The sequence below is a fragment of the Microbulbifer regidiadema (SeqCode) genome, assembly GCF_052467605.1.
Genome location: NZ_CP174316.1, coordinates 3,518,877 through 3,539,154 on the forward strand (window position 1 = coordinate 3,518,877; position 20,278 = coordinate 3,539,154).

Here is a 20,278-nt window from a genome sequence, read left to right on the forward strand (position 1 = left end):
ATCTACTGCTGTACCGGGGTATTGGGCAAGTTGCCCCACTCGCTCCAGGAACCTGGGTAAGCGCGGATATCAAATCCCAGGGATCTACCCACTAACCAGGTAAAGCCGGAGCGGTGATGGCTCTGGCAGTGGGTGACAATCTTATGTGAGCTATCAATTCCCAGGGCGGCGAGGAATTCGCGAGCATCGGAGCGGATACGCAAATCTCTTTGCGGGTCCATCAATTGGGTCCACTCGCAATTGATCGCCCCGGGAATATGGCCGCCCTTCATGGCCAGGACCCGCTCACCGCGATACTCCTGGGGGGAGCGGGCATCCCAGACAAGAAATTTATCGCTGCCCAGTTGATCCAGGATTTGCTGGGCATCCATTGCAGCGTCACTGCTGACGGTGATTTGAATATCGCTCGGCTCGATTTGCGCTGACTCGCTGGTAAGGGGAAGGTCGGCGCCTCGCCAGGCCAGCATACCGCCATTCAGGTAGCTGTAATTGCGGTGGCCTATCATTTCCAGAGTCCACAAAAAGCGCCCGGCCCAACCGCCGCCCTCGTCGTCACAGGCGACCACATGCTGTTCCGGCTTTAGGCCGATAGCTTGAAACACCTGGGTCAGTTGCTCGATACCGGGCAGCTTGCCCGGTGCGGGCGCGGTGCCAGCCATGAGTGCCTGGAAGGGCAGGTGAACAGCCCCGGGGATATGGCCGTTGAGGTAGTTGTGGGGTGAGCTGAGATCGACAATCAGCAGCTCTTCGCGCTCAAACTGAGCCGCGAGCTCTTCCGCTTCGATAATCAGTTTCAAAACTTGTTCTCCGATTCCAGGCTGTTGCGCAAATGCAGAAAGCTATTCATGCGGCGCTCGCTAATTTTTCCATCGGTCAGAGCCTCCTGGATAGCGCAACCGGGTTCGCCCTGGTGGCGGCAGTCGCGAAAGCGGCAGTGTCCTATAAATGGTCGGAATTCCACAAACCCTTCCAGTAGGGCGGCCTCCTCCATATGCCAGAGTCCAAACTCGCGAATGCCTGGGGAGTCTATCAGATCACCCCCACTGGGCAGGTGAAACAGTTCCGCCGCTGTAGTGGTGTGAGTCCCCTTCTGTGTGGCCTCTGAAAGGGCACCGGTGCGGGCGCCGGCACTGGGCAGCAGTGCGTTGACCAGGGATGACTTGCCCACCCCGGACTGCCCTACAAAAACGCTACATCCTTGCGCAAGGGTTTCCAGCAGCTCCGGCAGGCCCTCGCCAGTTTTGGTGGACAGCCGCAAAACCGGATAGCCCAGCTCTGGGTAGGGGGCGAGCAGCTCTTCCAGTGACTCGCGATTGCGCTCATCGATCAGATCGGTTTTATTGAGCAGCAGCATCGGCGCTATGCCTGTGGTCTCTGCGGCGACCAGATAGCGGTCTATGGCATTGGCAAAGGGTTCCGGGTAGGGGGCGATAACGATCAATATGCGATCGATATTGGCGGCAACCGTTTTCAGGTCGCCGTAGCGATCGGGCCTCTGTAGCTCGGAGTTGCGCGGCAGGCGCGCGCCGATAACACCAATGCCCCCATCGCTATCTTCGCTGGCGGGGTGCCAGGCAACGCGATCGCCGGTCACCAAGGTTTCGATATTGGCGCGCAAATGGCAGCGCTGGCGCAGGCTCGGATCACTCTCGCTCTCCACTAAAACCTGTGTGCCATAGTTGGCGATAACCAGACCGATCTGCTCCTGCCCCAGTTGCCCTTCTTCCAGGGCGTCTTCGGCAGATTGCTCGCGCTTGCGCGCGCGGGCTTCGCGTTCTTGCTGGATTTTGTTGATACGCCACTGTTGGCGGCGATTTAATTTGCGTTTACTCATGCACTAGCACCTGGAGACTAGCGGCGGATTATAGCTATTGCCGGGTAGTTGCGGTAACTTGCGCGGAAAGTTTGAGGAGGCCCGTTGTGGATCAGAACAACCTGATCTGGATTGACCTGGAGATGACCGGTTTAAATCCAGACAAAGAGCGCATTATTGAAATTGCCACGATCGTGACGGATTCACGCCTGGAGATTCTCGCCGAGGGCCCCTCAATGGTGATTCACCAAAGCGATGCCCTGCTGGAGGCTATGGATGAATGGAATACCGAACAGCACGGCGGTTCCGGGCTGGTAGCGCGGGTTAAGGCGTCCAGCAATTCCGAGCGTGACGCAGAGAGGGAGACCCTGGAGTTCCTGCGACAGTGGGTCCCCGAGGGCGCCTCCCCCATGTGCGGTAACTCTATCGGCCAGGACCGCCGCTTTCTGGTGAAATATATGCCGGCGCTGGAAGCCTATTTCCACTACCGCAATCTGGATGTCAGTTCAGTGAAGGAATTGGCTCGCCGCTGGCGCCCAGAGGTTTTGGACGGAGTCAAAAAACATAGTAGTCACTTGGCGCTCGATGATATCCGCGATTCCATCAACGAGTTGTGCCACTACCGCGAAACCTTCTTCCGTCTCTGACCCCCACTCCCGATTAGCCGGCGGGCTTGCGTTTGATTTTACGCTTGCGCCTGCGCCCGCTGTGCAACCGCTCCAGCGCCCAATCGATATGCTCCAAGACCAGGGGTGTAGCGCCGGCGCGTGCACTCTCCAGGGTATTGATGACTTCGGGTGTGGCCTCGCCATTGCCCAGGGCAACAGCCAGGTTGCGCAGCCAGCGCTCGTGGCCGATACGGCGAATCGCCGAGCCCTCGGTCTTGCGCAGGAACTCCTCTTCGCTCCAGGTAAACAGCGTCAGCAGCTCGCCATTGTCCAATCCGTGGCGGGGGTGAAAGTCTTTTTCACTGGTGGGCTTGGCGAATTTATTCCAAGGGCACACGATCTGGCAGTCGTCACAGCCGTAGATCCGATTGCCGATAGGCTCGCGAAACTCCTCAGGGATTGGGCCCTTGTTCTCAATAGTGAGGTAGGAGATACAGCGCCGCGCATCCAGGGTACGGTCGTCCACAAAGGCATCGGTGGGGCAAACCCTGAGGCAGGCGACACAGTCGCCGCACTGATCCGGTTGCTCGCTGATATCCACGGGCAGCGGCAAATTGGTATAGATCTCGCCGAGGAAAAAGTAGGAGCCGGCGGTCGAATTGAGTACCAGCGTATTTTTGCCAATCCAGCCCAGGCCGGCCTTGGCTGCCAGGGCCTTCTCCATCACCGGGGCACTGTCGGTAAACGCCCGACCTTTCGACTCAATACCCCGCTCGGCGCAGTAGCTGTCAATTTGCTTGGCCAGGTTGGCCAGGCGTTTGCGGATCAGTTTGTGGTAATCGCGGCCATTGGCATAGCGGGACACATAGGCCTTACTCGAATCCTTCAATACTTTAATCGGCTGGGTGTCTGGTGGCAGGTAGTCCAGGCGCACGCTGATGACCCGCAGTGTTCCCGGCTCCAATAATTCGGGGCGCCAGCGTTTCTCACCGTGAGCGCCCATCCAGTCCATATCAGCGTGATAGCCCGCCTCAATCCAGGCGCGCAGGCGCTCCCCTTCCTCTTCCAGTTGGCAATCGGTAATACCCACTTGTTGGAAACCCAGTTCCCGGCCCCAAATTTTAATCTGTTGGGCTAAGTCGGCGAGCAGTGATTCGGTCATAGATAAAGCGGCTCGATATTCCCTGCAAGCACAATGCCTAGCCGGGGCGGTATACTTTGCGGTTGGCGCAAACAATGGCGATGTAATTGCCTATTTTGCCACAGATGAATTCTTGACCACATCGCGGGAGCTGCATGGACACGCCTCAACCTCTATACAGTGCCGAGTCGGTACGTGAGCTGGATCGACAGACAATTGCTGCACTGGAGATCCCCTCTATCCAACTGATGAAGCGCGCCGGTCGCGCGGCTTTTTCACATCTACGCAGGCGCTGGCCGCAGATCGGCCGCCTCCAGGTTTTCTGCGGTGGTGGGAACAACGGTGGCGACGGCTATGTGATAGCCGCGCTTGCCGCGCAAAAGAAAATCCCGGTCACCGTCTATGCGTGTAGCGATCCTCAGCACCTGAGCGGCGACGCCCGCGAGGCCTATGAGTACGCCTGCCGGGAGGGTGTTCAGGTGGTGAACTCCCTCGCTGAATTGGATACGGCGGATGCCAATACTCTGATTGTGGATGCGCTGCTGGGAACGGGCTTTAGCGGTGAGCTGCGCTCTGGCGTGGCGCATGCGCTTGAGCGAATCCGCAAAAGCCCCGGTCCGGTGTTGGCGGTGGATATCCCCTCCGGTTTGAGTGCCGATACCGGCAGTGCCGGCGAGGCGGTCAGTGCCGATATGACGGTGACTTTTATCGGGCGCAAAATGGGGCTCTACTGCGGTCGCGGCCCGGCGCTCTGTGGAGAGGTGATTTTCGAAGACTTGGGGGCACCCGAGGCCGCCTATCGGGCGGTCGAACCCTTGGCTATGCGCTACGAGGGGGATGCCATCCGTCGCCTGCCTGCGCGCGCGGCCGATAGTTTTAAAAACCAGTTTGGTCATATTCTGGTGGTGGGCGGTGATAGCGGCTTTGGCGGTGCCGCATTGATGGCTGCGCAATCTGCTGCGCGCTGTGGTGCCGGGCTGATTTCCCTGGCGACCCGCCCCGAGCACTTGCCTGCGGCGCTGACCCGCAGCCCGGAAGTGATGGCCCACCCGGTGATCTCCGGGCAGGAGCTGGAACCGCTGCTCGAAGGCCCCAGCGTGATTGCCGTGGGCCCCGGTTTGGGGCGCTCCCCCTGGAGTGAGCAGCTGCTGGCGCGAGCCGGCCGAGCCGAGGCGCCCTTGGTCGTAGATGCCGATGCCTTGAATATTCTCGCCGGGGGCCGGGTCCTGGCCGGGGTGCGGCGGGACGACTGGGTGCTGACCCCCCATGTGGGGGAGGCCGCCCGCCTCCTGGGCTGTGATACCGCCGAGGTGCTCGCCGATCCCCGCGCAGCTGCCGTGGCAGTTCAGCAAAAATTCAGTGGCGTAGTGATATTAAAAGGCGCCGGCACCCTGATTGCGCACGGTGGCGGCGTTGACCTGATCAACACGGGTAACCCGGGTATGGCTTCCGGTGGTATGGGGGACCTGCTTACTGGCATTATCGCAGCATTGATTGGTCAGCACCTGCCGCTACTGGAGGCTGCCCGACTGGCGGTGTGGTTACACGGAGAGGCGGGCAATCGCGCTGCCGAAGAGGGCCTGCGCGGATTGCTCGCGACGGATTTATTACCCTGGATTAGACGTTTGGTAGATTGATGGCGAGTGAACTGACATTGCATTTGGCTGATGAAGCAGCCACCGTATCCGGCGGCAACTCGCTCGGGCGGGCCTGTCTCGCGGCGGGCCTGCAGCAGGGGCTGACGCTGTATTTGCAGGGCCAGCTGGGTGCGGGCAAGACGACTTTTTGCCGGGGGGTGCTGAGGGCCTTTGGGCACGAGGGCGCAGTAAAGAGTCCCACCTATACCCTGGTGGAGCCCTATGATCTCGGTGCGCACCGGGTTTACCACTTCGACCTCTATCGCCTGGGTGACCCGGAAGAGTTGGAATTTATGGGGGTGCGGGATTACTTCTCTGCGCAGAGCTTGAGTCTGGTCGAGTGGCCCGAACGGGGCGAGGGCATACTGCCCGCCCCGGACCTGGAGGTTGAGTTGGATGTCCCTGAAAGCGGCCGCCAGCTCAGGTTGATCGCGCATTCACCCCAGGGGGAGCGGGTGCTGGATCTACTGCAAAAGTTGTTGCCAGAATCCTGAAAACACCAGAGTACAGGGAATTACCGATACCTATAAGCAACGGGGCTGGGAAGTAATGAGTTTGATGTGGCGGTCTCTATCAATTGTCGCGCTGTGGTTGGCTACTGTCCTGCCGGCCTCTGCGGTAGACGTGGATGGTGTGCGGGTGTGGCGCGCCCCCGACCATACGCGCCTGGTGTTTGACTTGAGTGGCCCGGCGGAGCACAAGCTATTTACCCTCAAGGGCCCGCACCGGGTGGTTGTCGATCTCTCGGGGACCGAGCTGAAAGCAGAGCTGGATAAGTTGGATCTGGACAAGACCCCGATCGCGCGGGTGCGCCACGCCCGCCAAAACAAGAGAGACCTGCGGGTGGTGCTGGATCTCAAGCAGCAGATCAATCCGCGCAGCTTTGTTCTGCCGCGCCACGAAAGTCTGCCGGACCGGCTGGTGATCGATCTTTACGACGAGGTGAAAGGCAGCGAGAAAACGCTGGAGCAGGTCAGCAGTGAGCGCAATATCATTGTCGCGATTGATGCAGGGCACGGCGGGGAGGACCCGGGCGCTTCCGGCCCCGGTCGCCTGCGGGAAAAGGATGTGGTGCTGGCAATCGCCAAGCAGCTGCACAAAAAGATCAACGCTGAGAAGGGCTTTACCGCCAAGCTGGTGCGCACCGGGGATTACTATATCCCGCTGCGGGAGCGGGTAAAAATTGGGCGCAATATGCGTGCGGACCTTTTTGTGTCGATCCACGCCGATGCCTTTACCCGCAAAGATGCCCGTGGCGCTGGGGTCTACGCGGTCTCCTCGCGGGGTGCAACCAGTGAGACCGCCCGCTTTTTGGCCGCGCGGGAAAACGAATCCGATCTTATCGGTGGCGCCGGCAGTTTGAGCCTGGGCGATAAGGACGACACCCTTGCTGGCGTATTGCTCGATCTCTCCATGACTGCCACCATGAATGCCAGCCTGGATATCGGCGCCAGTGTGCTGTCGCAGATTGGCACCGTCACTCACCTGCATAAAAAACAGGTGGAGCAGGCCAACTTCTCAGTGCTGCGTTCGCCGGATGTACCTTCAATTCTCGTGGAGACGGGTTTTATTACCAACCCCCAGGAGGCGAAGCGCCTGCGCGACCCCAGCTTCCAGCGCAAACTGGCGCAAAAGCTCGCCGACGGTATAGTGGCGCACTTTAACAGCCGCCCCCCGGCAGATACCTGGCTCGCCGCCAACCAGAGCGATAAGTCTCGCAGTCACGTGATCGCCCGCGGGGAGACCCTGTCGGGGATCGCGACGCGGTATAATATTTCTGTCGCCGCCCTGATGAGAGCGAATGGCATTGAGAGCTCCGTGATTCGGGTGGGGCAGACCCTGAGTATCCCCTCCGGCTGAGATCTCGGCGCCGAGCGGTCCTTGCAGCATTAACAGGCCAGATTTATGCACGATAAAATCCAGCAACTCTCCCCTCGTCTCGCCAACCAGATTGCCGCCGGTGAGGTAGTTGAGCGCCCGGCATCGGTGATCAAGGAGTTGCTGGAAAACAGCCTGGATGCGGGCGCTACGCGACTTGAGGTCGATGTGGACGGCGGTGGTAGCAAGCGCATGAAAGTGCGCGATAACGGCAAGGGCATAGAGCGGGAAGACCTGCCCATGGCCCTGGCCCGCCACGCGACTTCCAAGATTCACGTTTTGGAAGATCTGGAGGCGGTGGCCACCCTGGGCTTTCGCGGCGAGGCCCTCGCCAGTATCTCCTCGGTGGCGCGCCTGGCACTGACCAGCAGCCGCGATGAAAGTGGCAAGGGTTGGCAGGTCAGTGCGGAGGGGCGCGATATGCAGGCGCAGCTTGCGCCCTCGGCTCACCCCCGTGGCACCACGGTGGATGTGCGCGACCTGTTCTTCAATACCCCCGCTCGACGCAAATTCCTGCGCACCGAGAAAACAGAATTCAACCGTATCGACGATACGATCAAGCGCCTGGCACTGTCGCGATTTGATGTCTCTATCAGCCTGCGCCACAACGGCAAGGGTGTCCACAACCTGCGCGCGGGCACCGGGCGGGTGGAAATGGAGCGCCGTGTGGCCCAGGTGTGCGGGCCGGCATTTATGCAGAATGCGCTGCATATCGATGTGGAGCGCAACGGTCTGCGCCTGTGGGGGTGGGTTGCGGAACCCGCGTTCTCGCGCTCCCAGGCCGACTTGCAGTTCTTTTACGTCAACGGCCGCGCTATACGGGACAAGGTGGTCAGCCACGCGGTGCGCCGGGCGTTCGCCGATGTCTTGTACCACGGCCGCCACCCGGCATTTGTACTTTACCTGGAGCTGGACCCCGCTTCCGTCGATGTGAATGTACACCCGACCAAACACGAGGTGCGCTTCCGCGACAGCCGCCTGGTTCACGACTTCCTGTTTGGCAGTTTGCACCGTGCCCTGGCGGATGTGCGCCCGGGGCAGAAAGAGGAAACGGAAAGCGAGCCGGAACAGGAGCGCCAGGAGCAGGTCACGGGCCTACAGGTCGGTGAATTTGCCGGGCAGCATAAAATGCCACTCAGCAATCGCCCCTCGCCCTCCAATTTGCGCGAGCAGATGAACGCTTACGGCGCTCTGCACCAACCGTATCAGGACTCATCCCCGGCGACACAACAGCCGCAGGGTGTTCCCAGCAGCCGGCCAGTGTCCGTGCCCCAAGCGCCTTCCGGGGCGACCATAGGTGCGGACATTGAAAGCGAAGCAGAAGTGCCGCCGCTGGGCTTTGCCCTGGCGCAGTTGCACGGGATCTATATTCTCGCGCAAAACGAGCACGGGATGGTCGTTGTCGATATGCACGCCGCCCACGAGCGCATTGTCTATGAGCAGATGAAGGTGGCTTATGCGGCCGGTGGCATCCAGGCCCAACCCCTCCTGGTTCCGGTGAGCCTGGCGGTCAGCCAGCGGGAAGCGGACTGTTTCGAAGAGCGCAGCGAGGTATTCACCGCGCTCGGTTTCGTCTTGCAGCGGGCCGGCCCCGAGACCTTACTGGTGCGCCAGGTGCCCACAATGCTGCACGGCGCCGAGGTGGAACAGCTGGTGCGCGATGTGCTCTCGGACCTGCTCGGCGAAGGCGACAGCGCCCGTATTGGTGAGCGTATCAACGAGGTACTGGGGACTATGGCCTGTCACGGTTCGGTGCGCGCCAATCGGCGCCTGACCATTCCGGAGATGAATGCCCTGTTGCGGGATATGGAGCGCACCGAGCGCAGCGGTCAGTGCAACCACGGTCGCCCGACTTGGACCCAGGTTAAACTGGCGGATATGGATAAGTGGTTTATGCGCGGCCAATAGCTGCGCGGCAGAAGTGGGTGGTAAATTGAATAACAGTTCGCCGGGCGACAAGCCCCGTGCAATTTTTCTGATGGGGCCGACGGCTTCGGGCAAAACGGATCTGGCCATGGCGCTGGCCGATCGCTTGCCGGTGGAATTAATCAGTGTCGATTCCGCGCTGGTCTACCGAGGCCTGGATATCGGCTCGGCCAAACCCTCAGCCGAGGAGTTAGCTGCATATCCCCACCGCCTGATTGATATCTGTGATCCGGCCGAGTCTTATTCGGCGGGCCGTTTTCGCAAAGATGCGCTGGAAGTCATGGCAGAAATTACCGCTGCTGGTAAAGTGCCATTGCTGGTTGGCGGAACTATGTTGTATTTCCGCTCTCTGTTGGAAGGTATGGCCAAGTTACCTGAGGCCGATGCAACAGTGCGGGCAGAAATTGAAGCGCGCGCCGAGCGCGAGGGGTGGCCGGCACTGCACGGGGAGCTGGCCCAGGTGGACCCGCAATTGGCGGCGGAGCTGCATCCCAATCACTCGGTGCGCATCGAGAGGGGCCTGGAAGTTTATCGCCTCACCGGTGTGCCGCTTTCGCAGCTGCGCCGCGAGCAGGAAGCTGGGGGAATACAGCAGCAGTACCAAGTGTGCCAAATGGCTATTATGCCCCGCGATCGCTCCCTGCTGCACCAGCGTATCGAGCGGCGTTTTCGCCAGATGCTCACAGCGGGCTTTATCGATGAAGTCCAGGGCCTGCGGGAGCGGGGAGACCTGCATGAGGACCTGCCGGCAATCCGCGCGGTGGGCTACCGACAGGTTTGGCAATACTTACAGGGGCAAACCGATTACGATGGTATGGTGGCCGCTGGAATTGCCGCGACGAGACAGCTGGCCAAGCGCCAGTTAACCTGGCTGCGGCGCTGGCCAGACCTGCTAACTTTGTATACTCAGGATGAGCAAGGCGGGGTGCGTGAGAGTGACGAAATATTGGCAGAAGCCTTGAAATTTCTCGCTTAAGCATCCATAACGTGGTTGGGCTATTAAACGACAAGCCCGTTCAGTCAGTTTTCACAGAGCCGGCCTTTTCCGGCTCGCTACTACACTACTTATACGCGTATTCAACCTCAGTCGTTTTTTGATCCGCGCTCTTCGCGGGTGCGATTGCGGCCTGCATACCGCATTCAGCTTTTTGACAAGGAGAAAAAAGATGTCAAAAGGGCATAGCTTACAAGACCCTTACCTCAACGTATTGCGCAAAGAGCGTATCCCGGTTTCTATTTATCTGGTAAACGGCATCAAGCTCCAAGGGCAAATTGAATCTTTCGACCAGTTCGTGGTGTTACTCAAAAATACTGTGAGCCAAATGGTGTACAAGCACGCTATTTCTACGGTTGTACCGTCGCGTGCAGTGCGCGTACCGCTGTTGAATCCCGCAGCCCAGCACGGTGGTGAGGGTAACGGTGAAGGCGGTGAGCGCGAATCTTTTAGCTAAGAGATCCGTATCAGTTTCACCTGCGCCCCGCTTTATCGGGGTGCCCGCAGCTCGGTGAGCCCCTTGCAGGGCTTGCCGGTTGTCACCTCAGTCAGGGCCTGTCGCGCCCTTTTCGCAATAGAGAATTCCCATTGTTTTTCGATCGACCGGAATCCGGTGAACTTGCAGTACTGGTACACCTAGAACTCTCCGCTATCGACAGTCCCGACGACCCTCGTGAATTCGAGGAGTTGGCCCTATCTGCCGGAGCAGATCCTGTCAGTTTTATTTTTGGCCAGCGCGCTACTCCAGACCCGAAGACTTTTGTCGGTCGGGGTAAGTTGGAGGAGATTCGCCAGGTGGTAAAAGATCAGGAAGCCGCCCTGGTTATCTTTGACCACATCCTCTCTCCGAGCCAGGAGCGCAATATCGAGCGCGAATTAAAATGCCGGGTACTGGATCGCACGGGACTGATTCTGGATATTTTTGCCCAGCGTGCGCGAACCCACGAGGGCAAGCTACAGGTGGAACTGGCCCAGTTGCGCCATATGGCCACGCGATTGGTGCGAGGCTGGACCCACCTGGAGCGGCAAAAAGGCGGTATCGGTCTGCGCGGGCCCGGTGAGACCCAGCTGGAAACTGACCGGCGATTACTGCGCGCACGCATAGATTCCATCGAAAAGCGGCTGGAGAAGGTGCGCCGTCAGCGGGAGCAGGGGCGCCGCGCACGCTCGCGGGCGGAAATGGCCACGGTATCTTTGGTCGGCTATACCAATGCGGGCAAGTCGACCCTGTTTAATCGCCTGACCGATGCAGATGTCTATGTCAGGGATCAACTGTTTGCCACCCTCGACCCCACTATGCGCAGGGTTGAATTACCCAATGTGGGCGCCATGGTACTGGCTGATACGGTGGGGTTTGTCTCTCACTTGCCGCACAAGCTGGTAGAGGCTTTCCGGGCAACGCTGGAAGAGGCCGCCAGCGCGACTTTGCTTCTGCATGTGGTGGATGCTGCGGCAGATGATCGCCTGCACCTGATGGAAGAGGTACAAACGGTTCTGGAGGAAATTGATGCCTCAGAACTGCCGCAGCTGGTTGTCTACAACAAGATTGATCTGCTGGCGGACTTCGCGCCGCGTATAGACCGGGACGATCAGGGGGTGCCCCGGGCCGTGTGGCTCTCTGCGGCAACCGGCGCAGGTTGTGAGCTTCTAATCGAAGCGATTGCCGAGCGCCTGGGGGAGCAAATGGTGCGCGGGCAGCTGGTGGTAAAACCCCACCAGTCCAGGCTGCGGGCACAGCTGTTTGAGATCAATGCGGTGCAGTCTGAAGGCTATCGCGATAACGGTGACTGCGAACTGCAAATACTGTTGCCGCACAGCGATTTCCAGCGTCTACTGGCACCACATATCGGCGGCAGTGATGCGCCGGAATGGTCGCCAGAAGAGCCGCTTGCCGAGTAGTTGTCGTATAAATACTGATGGTTAAATTCAGGCCATATTGCAGTTTGTAGTCGAATTTATTTGGGGTTGGTCTTCACGGGCCAGCCACTTGTCTCAGGCGGGGGCTGCCGGCAATATTTTGTCGGCAAGGGATGCTAGAATCCGCCGAAGTAAACGATTAAGTGATCATAGTTGGAGTAAGTTAAATGGCCTGGAATGAGCCGGGTGGTAACAATAAAGACCCCTGGGGTGGTGGCGGTAACCGCAATAGCGGAGGCCCGCCGGATCTCGATGAACTATTGCGAAAAATTCAGCAGCGACTAGGTGGCCTGTTTGGCGGTGGCGGCAGCAGCCCCAGTGGCGATTCAGCCAAATTTCCCTGGGTACTGGTGATTGGTCTCGCTGTATTGATTTACGGTGGCCTGGGGATTTATCAGGTCAATGCCAACGAACAGGCGGTTGTTTTGCGCCTGGGTAAATACCACTCGACAGAGTCCGCCGGTCTGCACTGGAATCCGCCGCTGATCGATAGCGTGACCAAGGTGAATATGACCGAGGTGCGCACCGAGCGCACGACCGGGCAGATGCTGACCGAAGACGCCAATATTGTAGAGGTGGTACTCACCGTGCAGTGGCAGGTTGGCGATGCCGAGTCCTTCGTTCTGCGGGTTCGCGACCCGGTGAAGAGTTTACAGGAGGCGACCGATAGCGCCCTGCGCCACGTCGTCGGCTCTCTCAGCCTCAACGGTGTGATCTCACAGAACCGGACCCAGGTCTCTGCCGATACTCAGCAGCGATTGCAGGAGTATCTGGATCTGTACCAGACCGGTATTCGAGTGGATGTGGTCAACCTCACTGACGCCAAGGCGCCGCGCGAGGTTCAGGATGCCTTTGACGATGTCACCAAGGCCCGTGAGGACGAAGTGCGTCTGCAAAATGAAGCCCAGGCCTACGCCAACGAGAAAATTCCGGTGGCTCGCGGTCAGGCTCAGCGCATTATCGAAGAGGCCGAGGCCTACAAGGCCCGCGTAGTGGAGAGTGCCCGCGGTGAGGCGGTGCGCTTTGAGAAGCTGCTGGCCGAATACGAGCGCGCCCCGCAAGTGACCCGCGAACGCCTCTATCTGGACGCGATGCAGGATGTGATGTCCAGCACCTCCAAAGTGATGGTGGACGTCGAGGGCGGCAATAACATGATGTATCTACCGCTGGACAAGCTGGCACAGGGGAGTGCGGGTGCGGTGCGCGCGGCCCAGAGCCAGGGCACCTCGCCGGTCATGATTGAGGAAGTCTACCAGCGTATTGTTGAGCGTCTGCGCCAGGATACCGCCAGTAGCCGCCGCAGCCAGGCTATTCGCTAGGAGGGGATGATATGAATAACAAAACACTGGGTATTATTGTTGTCATCCTGCTGGGCGTGCTGGTTCTTTCCTCCAGCGCCTTTGTGGTGAAAGAGACTGAAAAAGCCGTGTTGCTGCGCTTTGGTGAGCTGGTGCGCACCTATACCGAGCCGGGGCTTTACTTCAAGTTTCCTATTGCGGAAAAGCTGCGCAAGTTTGACGCGCGCATTCAAACGGTGGATTCCAGCCCCGTGCGTATGCTCAACAGTGAGAACAAATTTATGATGGTTGATTCGTACGCTAAGTACCGAATCTCCGATGTGGATAAGTTCTATATCGCCACTCGCGGTGATGAGCGCAATGCGGTGCGTCTGTTGTCAGAGCAAATCAACGACCGCCTGCGCAACCAGTTTGGTGTGCGCACACTGCACGAGGTAGTCAGCGGTGAGAACGTAGACAAGGAAGATACGGATGAGCGCGATGCGCTAATGGCGGAGATCACCAAGAACCTGAGTCAGGTTGCCCAGAAGAGTCTGGGTGTGGAAGTGATCGATGTGCGGGTCAAGCGCATCGACCTGCCGCCGGAAGTCTCCGAGTCCGTATTCCAGCGGATGCGCGCCGGCCGTGAACTGGAAGCGCGGGATCACCGCGCCAAGGGTGAGGAGGCTAGTGAGCGTATCAAGGCCAACGCAGATCGCCAGAAAGTGGTGATTGAATCCGAGGCCTACCGCAAGTCCGAAGAGCTGCGCGGTGCCGGTGATGCGGAGGCGGCAGCTATTTATGCGGCGGCCTACAGCAAAAACCCGGAGTTCTATCGCTTTACCCGCAGTTTGCAGGCTTATAAAGAGTCCTTCCAGAGCAAGTCGGATATGTTGCTGGTCGACCCGGATAGTGAATTCTTCCGCTATCTGAAAGACCCCAAGGGAGAGTAAGGCTGAGCCACGCATAGCAGCGGGTGCCGGTGCTATGCGCGCGGGCTCGGTTTCGATAACCCTACCTTCCTGTCAGCACTTGATGCTAAAATCACGCAAACCGGGCCTCGCCCGGTTTTTTTGTGGGAAGTGCTGTGGCTTATTTGTGGGAAGCGCTGCGGCACCGCAATTTCTTCGCTGACGAATTCATTTCATCATGACTCAAGCCGATCGCTGGATGTTGCCGGATGGCATTGCAGAAATTCTGCCTGCGGATGCCGTGCAATTGGAAACTCTGCGCCGCCGACTACTGGACCTCTATCATTGTTGGGGGTACGAGTTGGTGATACCGCCGATGTTGGAATTTACTGACTCCCTCCTGATCGGGATGGGCCATGATGTAGATCTGAGCACCTTCAAGGTCACCGACCAGATATCCGGTCGCACCCTGGGGATACGCGCGGATATGACTCCGCAGACGGCTCGAATCGATGCCCACAGTTTCCCCCGCCGGGGCGCCAATCGTCTCTGTTATGCCGGCCAGGTGGTATACACCAAGCCGCGAACGCCGATGGGCTCGCGGGCGCCGATACAAGTCGGTGCCGAGCTGTTTGGTGTAGACAGCCTCAGTGCGGATCTCGAGGTGATCTCGCTGATGTTACAGAGCCTGCAGGTTGCCGGTATCCGTCAGGTGCATCTGGACCTGGGCCACGTGGCTATTTACCAGAGCCTGGTGGAAGCGGCGGGTCTCAACGGCGAGCAGCGCAGCGCCCTGTCGGCAATGCTGCAGAGTAAAGCGACCGCAGATCTGTGCGAGTGGGTCGAGGAGAATGTCGCCGATCAGCAAGCTGCCGAGTGGTTAAAAGTCCTGCCGGGGCTGGTTGGGGATCGGGAGTGTCTGGATCGCGCCCGCGAGCTGTTTACGGGCGCCCCGCAAAACCTGTTGGCGGCAGTCTCCGATCTGAGGCAGGTGGCAGAGGCCCTGAGCGAACGCTACCCGGAAGTCACGCTGTTCTTCGATTTGAGCGAAGTGCGCGGTTACGACTACGAGACCGGTCTGGTCTTTGCCGCCTATACACCGGGGCACGGCCAGGCGCTGGCCAACGGTGGCCGCTACAACGGTATCGGCGCTGTATTTGGGCGCGATCGCCCGGCCACGGGCTTCAGTAGTGACCTGGTGGCATTGAGTAACCTGGGCAGCGCCGCCGTAGACGAGCGCGCTGCAATACTGGCGCCAGATGTGAGCGGCTCCCGAGCCGCCGAATTGTGGAAGGCGGTTCACGAGCTGCGGGAGCGCGGCGAAGTGGTTATCACAGCCCTCGCCGGTGGCGTCGATAGTGAACTGGAGTCCCGCTGTGACCGCGAGTTGGTGGCAGAGGGCGAATCGTGGGTGGTTAAGCCGCGAGACTGATTTTTCGGGCGCAGTGGATGTGCCTAGTATCCAGCGGGCTCGCCCGCAGACATCCATTTATGAGGGGCCCCGGCTCCTGCAGAGAAAAACCTGAGTTTAGAGATTTATACAGATGGGCAAGAACGTAGTAGTACTGGGGACCCAGTGGGGCGATGAGGGCAAGGGCAAAATTGTCGACTTGCTAACCGAGCAGGTCTCGCTGGTCGTGCGTTTCCAGGGCGGCCACAATGCGGGTCACACCCTGGTTATCGATGGTGAAAAAACCGTACTGCACCTGATCCCCTCCGGCATCCTGCGCCCCAGTGTTACCTGCCTGATCGGCAACGGTGTGGTGCTCTCCCCGGAAGCGCTGCTGAAGGAGATGGCCGAACTGGAAGAGCGCGAAGTTCCCGTGCGCGAGCGCCTGCGCCTGTCCCCGGCTTGTCCGCTGATTCTGCCGGTGCATGTCGCCCTCGACCAGGCCCGTGAAAAGGCGCGCGGCGCCAAAGCGATCGGCACTACCGGTCGCGGTATCGGCCCCGCCTACGAGGATAAAGTCGCCCGTCGCGGTCTGCGCCTGGGCGACCTGTGCAACTGGGATAACTTCTGCAACCAGCTGAAGGAACTGATCGACTACCACAACTTCGCCCTGACCGAATACTACAAAGTAGATCCGGTGAGCTATGAAGATACCGTTGAGCAGGCCAAGATCTGGCGCGAGCAACTGGTGCCGATGATCACCGATGTTGCCGACCACCTGCACAAAGCGCGCGAGAACGGCGAGCACATCCTGTTTGAAGGCGCCCAGGGCTCCCTGCTGGATATCGACCACGGTACCTACCCGTTCGTGACCTCCTCCAATACCACTGCCGGTGGTACCGCTACTGGTTCTGGTTTTGGTCCTCTGTACCTGGACTATGTATTGGGCATTACCAAGGCCTATACCACTCGCGTCGGCGGCGGTCCTTTCCCCACTGAGCTTGACTGTGAAGTCGGCCGTCACCTGGGTGAGAAAGGTCACGAGTTCGGTGCCACTACCGGCCGCCAGCGCCGCACCGGTTGGTTTGATGCCGTTGCTGTGCGCCACGCGATCCGCATCAACAGCATCTCCGGTCTGTGCCTGACCAAACTGGATGTTCTCGATGGCTTAGAGGAAGTGAAGGTGTGCGTGGGCTACCGCAACAGTGCCGGTGAAGAAGTACCGGTACCTTTTGATGCCGCAGGTTGGGAAGACGTCGAGCCGGTATATGAGTCTATGCCCGGCTGGACCGAAAATACCTTCGGTGTGCGTCGCGAAGCGGATCTGCCGGCCAATGCGCGCGCCTATATCGCCCGTATCGAAGAGCTGGTAGGCGCGCCTGTAGATATTGTTTCTACCGGTCCCGATCGCAACGAAACCATTGTTCGCGAATCTTCCGCTCTTTGCGAAATGGGTATTCACAACGCCAGCGTCTAAGCTCTGACTGCTCGGTTGTGAGTATACGCCCGGTAAGGCCTTGCTATTTTAAGTGAGGCCTCTGATCATTAGGCCTGTTTCAAATTATTGGTCGAACATTCTATGTGGGCCAATAAGCCGAATTTAACCGGGCTAATTTATGTCATCTTCCGTTTCTGTTGCCAGTCGTTATAGTTTCGCTGAAGAGATCGCCAATAGCGTCACCCATGGTATTGGGGCCCTGCTGGCGATTGCCGGTCTGGGGGTATTAAGTGGTTTCGCCGCTTTGCGTGGCGATGCCTGGCATATTGTCAGCTCCAGCGTCTATGCCTCCACGCTGATACTGTGTTTCCTCGCCTCCACGCTGTATCACGCCGTCAGCCATATCGGCGCCAAGGAGATACTGCGGACTCTGGACCACTCATCGATCTTTCTTTTGATTGCGGGAACCTACACCCCCTTCACCCTGGTCACTCTGCGGGGCCCCTGGGGCTGGTGGCTGTTCGGGATTATTTGGGGGCTCGCGCTGGTCGGGTTGATTATCCAGTTCACCCCCTTGAAGAAGATCCGAGCCCTGTCGATTACCCTCAGCGCCCTGATGGGCTGGGTAGTGGTCGCGGCTATCAAGCCGCTGTCGGATAGCCTGGAAACTGGCGGCCTGTGGCTGTTAGTGTTGGGCGGTCTCTGTTACACCGGCGGAATCGCTTTTTATCTCTGGCGCAGCCTGCGCTTCCACCATGCCATTTGGCACCTCTTTGTACTGGCGGGCGGTATTTTGCATTTCTTTGCGGTGTTGTTTTACGTCATCCCGTAATTTTTCCTGTTTTGCGGCAGGGCTCACTCTCAAGGTGAGCAGCGCGAACTTCCCCCTGGAGTGACTGTCCAGTTTAATAGTGGGTGGGAAGTTCAACGGTTACCGACCGGTCCACCTTTCGGATAAGGGTGGCTCGTTCTACCCTTGAGCGAGCAAAAGTTGTGTCTAAGGTAACTCCATGCCCAGAATGCAGTGGTTTCAATATCTATCCGCTATCCTCGCTATCAGCGCGGCTCTCCTGGTTTCCAATACCCACGCACAAGAGAGAGCCGACCCGGCTTTCGAGCAGTGGGTAAAAGAGTTCCGCAAAACGGCGATCGACAACGGTATCTCTGCACAAGTTTACGATCGAGCCTTTCAGGGCATCAATTCCCCGGATCAGTGGGTACTGGATCGCGCCAATTACCAGCCCGAGTTCAAAGCGCCGGTATGGCAGTACTTTGACAACCGGGTGCAAAAGAGAGCAATTGAGCGGGGCAAGCGCGAAAAGGTCAAGGTGAAGCCCTGGCTGGACAAGATCCAGAAGCGCTTCGGGGTGGACCCCAATATCCTGTTGGCGATCTGGTCGGTGGAATCCAGCTTTGGCGGCATCCTCGGCAACGACAAGGTCATGCGCAGTGTGATTCGCTCCCTGGCAACACTGGCCTATGCGGATCCCCGGCGCAAGAAATTTGGTCGCCAGCAGTTGCTGGCTGCGTTAAAGATTTTGCAGGCCGGCGATATCGAAGGTAAGCAGTTGCTGGGCTCCTGGGCCGGGGCAATGGGGCATACCCAATTTATCCCCACCAGCTATCAGGCCTACGCAATCGATATCGATGGAGATGGCAAAAGGGATATTTGGAACTCTGTTCCGGATGCACTGGCCACCGCTGCCAACTTGCTCTCCAGTAACGGCTGGCAGCGGGGCAAACCCTGGGGTTACGAGGTCAATATCCCCGCCGGTAAAATGCCGGCGGGCAAGATGGCCGTGACCGAGTGGGAAAAGCTCGGGGTTACCCGGGCCAACGGCAAGGCCTTTCCCAGTAAAAAAGCCATTGCCGAGTTAAAGCTGCCGAATGGGCGCAAGGGTCCGGTATTCCTGGTTTTCAAGAACTTCTTTGTCCTCAAGCGCTACAACAACTCCGACCGCTATGCCATCGCTATCGGCCTGCTGGCAGATCGGATTGGCGGCGGGGCTCCGCTGGTCAATGACTGGGAGCGCCCGTTTACACCGCTCGATAGTGTTCAGGTGGAAGAGTTGCAGAGGCTACTCAAGCAGAGGGGCCTCTACAGCGGTGAAATCGACGGCAAGGCGGGGCCGGGCACACGCAAGGCGGTGCGCGAATTTGAAAAGCGTGCCGGCGTTGAAGTTCAGGGGTATCCGAGCAAAGAAGTACTGGAGCTGTTGCGAAAACCGTAGAGGGTGCTCTAAAAGTCTTCGTCCGGTAGCAGGGTATCCTGGAGCAGCTCCAGATTTTCGGCAACACCCTCGGGTTCGCGGAAGTAGGCGATGTGGTATATCGCCTCTCCCTCCTGCACCAGGGGGATATTTTGCCGGCCAATAATTATCCCGTCCGCATTGCAGAATACCTGGTCTAGTTCCTGGCCGTAGGGGTCGGCGATGGTTGCCAGCAAGTCGCCCCGGTAGACCCGATCGCCAAGTGCTTTGCAGTACTTGGCGATGCCGCTGTCTGCCGCGCGCAGCCAGCCACTTCGCCGAGCGACAAACGGCTCAATAACATTCGTTTTGCGGGTTTTTGGCAGCATTTCCAAGCACTTCAGTGCGTTGATTACCCCTTTTACGCCGGCGCGAATACAGAGCTCATCGAAGCGCAGGGCTTCGCCGGCCTCATATAGCAACACTCTGACCCCAAGGTCTGCGGCCGCCTGGCGCAGGGAGCCATCGCGAATTGAGGCGTTGAGTAATACGGGAACACCAAAAGCTTTGGCGATTCTGCGAGTTTGTGCATCGTCCAGATTGGCGCGAATTTGTGGAAGGTTACTGCGGTGGATGGCACCTGTATGCAAATCGATACCGTAGTCACACTTGCTGACTATCTCCTTGAGGAAGACGTGAGCCATACGCGCGGCGAGAGAGCCCTTCGCCGAACCGGGGAATGAGCGGTTGAGGTCCCGCCGGTCCGGCAAGTAGCGGGTGTGCTGTAATACCCCGTAAACGTTAACCATCGGCACGGCAATCAGAGTTCCGCGCAGGGATCTCAGCCTGCTACTCTGGATAAGGCGACTTATTACCTCAATGCCGTTGAGTTCATCGCCATGTAGGGCAGCGCAGACAAATATCTTGGGGCCATCTTTTTTGCCGCGCCGCACATACACGGGAATCGCCATATCTGTACTTGTATACAGCCTGACAATGGGTAGGTCGATATGGCAGGACTCGCCCCTGGCGACGTGGATCCCACCGATCTCAAACTCCGAGCGCTCTTCCATAACACTTACGGGTAGATAGATACCCCCAAAGTGTATAGCCAGATCAGCGCGGCTTCGGCCAGTGACTGTTGAGGTCGCTGCCCGAA

18 protein-coding genes are annotated in these 20,278 nt (G+C 58.8%); 14 read left to right on the forward strand and 4 right to left on the reverse strand.

Going from position 1 to position 20,278, the window contains the following annotated elements:
* Positions 1–2 precede the first annotated feature (2 nt).
* Complete coding sequence (locus tag ACJJIF_RS16045) at positions 3–797, reverse strand: sulfurtransferase (RefSeq protein WP_444929330.1); 795 nt, start codon at positions 795–797, stop codon at positions 3–5.
* Positions 794–1,834 (reverse strand): small ribosomal subunit biogenesis GTPase RsgA, encoded by a 1,041-nt coding sequence (gene rsgA, locus ACJJIF_RS16050; protein ID WP_444929331.1) that lies wholly within the window; start codon positions 1,832–1,834, stop codon positions 794–796. The genes ACJJIF_RS16045 and rsgA overlap by 4 nt, the downstream gene beginning before the upstream one ends.
* Before the next feature lie 86 nt (positions 1,835–1,920).
* Here rsgA and orn point away from each other — a divergent pair, with 86 nt between their 5' ends.
* Positions 1,921–2,460, forward strand: coding sequence for an oligoribonuclease (gene orn, locus ACJJIF_RS16055; protein WP_444929332.1), 540 nt, complete (start codon positions 1,921–1,923; stop codon positions 2,458–2,460).
* Positions 2,461–2,473: 13 nt separating this feature from the next.
* Here the strand turns inward: orn and queG are convergent, their stop codons facing one another.
* On the reverse strand, positions 2,474–3,583 hold the full coding sequence (queG, locus tag ACJJIF_RS16060) for a tRNA epoxyqueuosine(34) reductase QueG (protein WP_444929333.1): 1,110 nt from the start codon (positions 3,581–3,583) through the stop codon (positions 2,474–2,476).
* Positions 3,584–3,717: 134 nt separating this feature from the next.
* Between queG and ACJJIF_RS16065 the strand changes: the two genes are divergently transcribed.
* The 13 genes from ACJJIF_RS16065 (at position 3,718) to ACJJIF_RS16125 (ending at position 19,161) form a co-directional block, all read left to right on the forward strand.
* Entirely contained in the window at positions 3,718–5,199 is a 1,482-nt protein-coding gene (locus tag ACJJIF_RS16065; RefSeq protein ID WP_444929334.1) for an NAD(P)H-hydrate dehydratase, read from the forward strand.
* Complete coding sequence (gene tsaE, locus ACJJIF_RS16070) at positions 5,199–5,693, forward strand: tRNA (adenosine(37)-N6)-threonylcarbamoyltransferase complex ATPase subunit type 1 TsaE (RefSeq protein ID WP_444929335.1); 495 nt, start codon at positions 5,199–5,201, stop codon at positions 5,691–5,693. The genes ACJJIF_RS16065 and tsaE overlap by 1 nt, the downstream gene beginning before the upstream one ends.
* Positions 5,694–5,748: 55 nt before the next feature.
* A complete protein-coding gene (locus ACJJIF_RS16075) occupies positions 5,749–7,059 on the forward strand; it encodes an N-acetylmuramoyl-L-alanine amidase (protein ID WP_444929336.1) in 1,311 nt (436 codons plus the stop codon).
* A gap of 45 nt (positions 7,060–7,104) precedes the next feature.
* Positions 7,105–8,985: a DNA mismatch repair endonuclease MutL gene (gene mutL / locus ACJJIF_RS16080; RefSeq protein ID WP_444929337.1), complete on the forward strand. Its 1,881-nt coding sequence runs from the start codon at positions 7,105–7,107 to the stop codon at positions 8,983–8,985.
* 70 nt (positions 8,986–9,055) lie between these two features.
* Complete coding sequence (gene miaA, locus ACJJIF_RS16085) at positions 9,056–9,979, forward strand: tRNA (adenosine(37)-N6)-dimethylallyltransferase MiaA (RefSeq protein WP_444932370.1); 924 nt, start codon at positions 9,056–9,058, stop codon at positions 9,977–9,979.
* A 190-nt stretch (positions 9,980–10,169) separates the two neighbouring features.
* On the forward strand, positions 10,170–10,454 hold the full coding sequence (hfq, locus tag ACJJIF_RS16090; protein ID WP_020413623.1) for an RNA chaperone Hfq: 285 nt from the start codon (positions 10,170–10,172) through the stop codon (positions 10,452–10,454).
* Between the two features lie 131 nt (positions 10,455–10,585).
* Positions 10,586–11,896 (forward strand): ribosome rescue GTPase HflX, encoded by a 1,311-nt coding sequence (gene hflX, locus ACJJIF_RS16095; protein WP_444929338.1) that lies wholly within the window; start codon positions 10,586–10,588, stop codon positions 11,894–11,896.
* A 185-nt stretch (positions 11,897–12,081) separates the two neighbouring features.
* Positions 12,082–13,233 carry an FtsH protease activity modulator HflK gene (hflK, locus tag ACJJIF_RS16100; protein ID WP_444929339.1) on the forward strand — a complete coding sequence of 384 codons (1,152 nt, stop codon included), beginning with the start codon at positions 12,082–12,084 and terminating at the stop codon, positions 13,231–13,233.
* Between the two features lie 11 nt (positions 13,234–13,244).
* The gene (gene hflC / locus ACJJIF_RS16105) at positions 13,245–14,144 is read left to right on the forward strand and encodes a protease modulator HflC (RefSeq protein WP_444929340.1); all 900 of its coding nucleotides are present in this window, start codon (positions 13,245–13,247) and stop codon (positions 14,142–14,144) included.
* A gap of 196 nt (positions 14,145–14,340) precedes the next feature.
* Positions 14,341–15,534: an ATP phosphoribosyltransferase regulatory subunit gene (locus ACJJIF_RS16110; RefSeq protein WP_444929341.1), complete on the forward strand. Its 1,194-nt coding sequence runs from the start codon at positions 14,341–14,343 to the stop codon at positions 15,532–15,534.
* Positions 15,535–15,646: 112 nt separating this feature from the next.
* Complete coding sequence (locus ACJJIF_RS16115) at positions 15,647–16,969, forward strand: adenylosuccinate synthase (protein WP_444929342.1); 1,323 nt, start codon at positions 15,647–15,649, stop codon at positions 16,967–16,969.
* A 139-nt stretch (positions 16,970–17,108) separates the two neighbouring features.
* Entirely contained in the window at positions 17,109–17,762 is a 654-nt protein-coding gene (gene trhA / locus ACJJIF_RS16120; RefSeq protein WP_444929343.1) for a PAQR family membrane homeostasis protein TrhA, read from the forward strand.
* A 178-nt stretch (positions 17,763–17,940) separates the two neighbouring features.
* Complete coding sequence (locus ACJJIF_RS16125) at positions 17,941–19,161, forward strand: lytic murein transglycosylase (RefSeq protein ID WP_444929344.1); 1,221 nt, start codon at positions 17,941–17,943, stop codon at positions 19,159–19,161.
* An 8-nt stretch (positions 19,162–19,169) separates the two neighbouring features.
* Here the strand turns inward: ACJJIF_RS16125 and ACJJIF_RS16130 are convergent, their stop codons facing one another.
* Positions 19,170–20,192 carry a succinylglutamate desuccinylase/aspartoacylase family protein gene (locus tag ACJJIF_RS16130; RefSeq protein ID WP_444929345.1) on the reverse strand — a complete coding sequence of 341 codons (1,023 nt, stop codon included), beginning with the start codon at positions 20,190–20,192 and terminating at the stop codon, positions 19,170–19,172.
* Positions 20,193–20,278 lie beyond the last annotated feature (86 nt).

What these genes read in the sequence shown, in the direction of transcription:
- queG (WP_444929333.1), bottom strand. Translation starts at nt 3,583, where the DNA reads ATGACCGAATCACTGCTCGCCGACTTAGCCCAACAGATTAAAATTTGG.
- rsgA (WP_444929331.1), bottom strand. Translation starts at nt 1,834, where the DNA reads ATGAGTAAACGCAAATTAAATCGCCGCCAACAGTGGCGTATCAACAAA.
- hflK (WP_444929339.1), top strand. Translation starts at nt 12,082, where the DNA reads ATGGCCTGGAATGAGCCGGGTGGTAACAATAAAGACCCCTGGGGTGGT.
- ACJJIF_RS16125 (WP_444929344.1), top strand. Translation starts at nt 17,941, where the DNA reads ATGCCCAGAATGCAGTGGTTTCAATATCTATCCGCTATCCTCGCTATC.
- ACJJIF_RS16065 (WP_444929334.1), top strand. Translation starts at nt 3,718, where the DNA reads ATGGACACGCCTCAACCTCTATACAGTGCCGAGTCGGTACGTGAGCTG.
- ACJJIF_RS16110 (WP_444929341.1), top strand. Translation starts at nt 14,341, where the DNA reads ATGACTCAAGCCGATCGCTGGATGTTGCCGGATGGCATTGCAGAAATT.
- hfq (WP_020413623.1), top strand. Translation starts at nt 10,170, where the DNA reads ATGTCAAAAGGGCATAGCTTACAAGACCCTTACCTCAACGTATTGCGC.
- hflC (WP_444929340.1), top strand. Translation starts at nt 13,245, where the DNA reads ATGAATAACAAAACACTGGGTATTATTGTTGTCATCCTGCTGGGCGTG.
- trhA (WP_444929343.1), top strand. Translation starts at nt 17,109, where the DNA reads ATGTCATCTTCCGTTTCTGTTGCCAGTCGTTATAGTTTCGCTGAAGAG.
- miaA (WP_444932370.1), top strand. Translation starts at nt 9,056, where the DNA reads ATGGGGCCGACGGCTTCGGGCAAAACGGATCTGGCCATGGCGCTGGCC.
- tsaE (WP_444929335.1), top strand. Translation starts at nt 5,199, where the DNA reads ATGGCGAGTGAACTGACATTGCATTTGGCTGATGAAGCAGCCACCGTA.
- ACJJIF_RS16130 (WP_444929345.1), bottom strand. Translation starts at nt 20,192, where the DNA reads ATGGAAGAGCGCTCGGAGTTTGAGATCGGTGGGATCCACGTCGCCAGG.
- ACJJIF_RS16115 (WP_444929342.1), top strand. Translation starts at nt 15,647, where the DNA reads ATGGGCAAGAACGTAGTAGTACTGGGGACCCAGTGGGGCGATGAGGGC.
- mutL (WP_444929337.1), top strand. Translation starts at nt 7,105, where the DNA reads ATGCACGATAAAATCCAGCAACTCTCCCCTCGTCTCGCCAACCAGATT.
- ACJJIF_RS16075 (WP_444929336.1), top strand. Translation starts at nt 5,749, where the DNA reads ATGAGTTTGATGTGGCGGTCTCTATCAATTGTCGCGCTGTGGTTGGCT.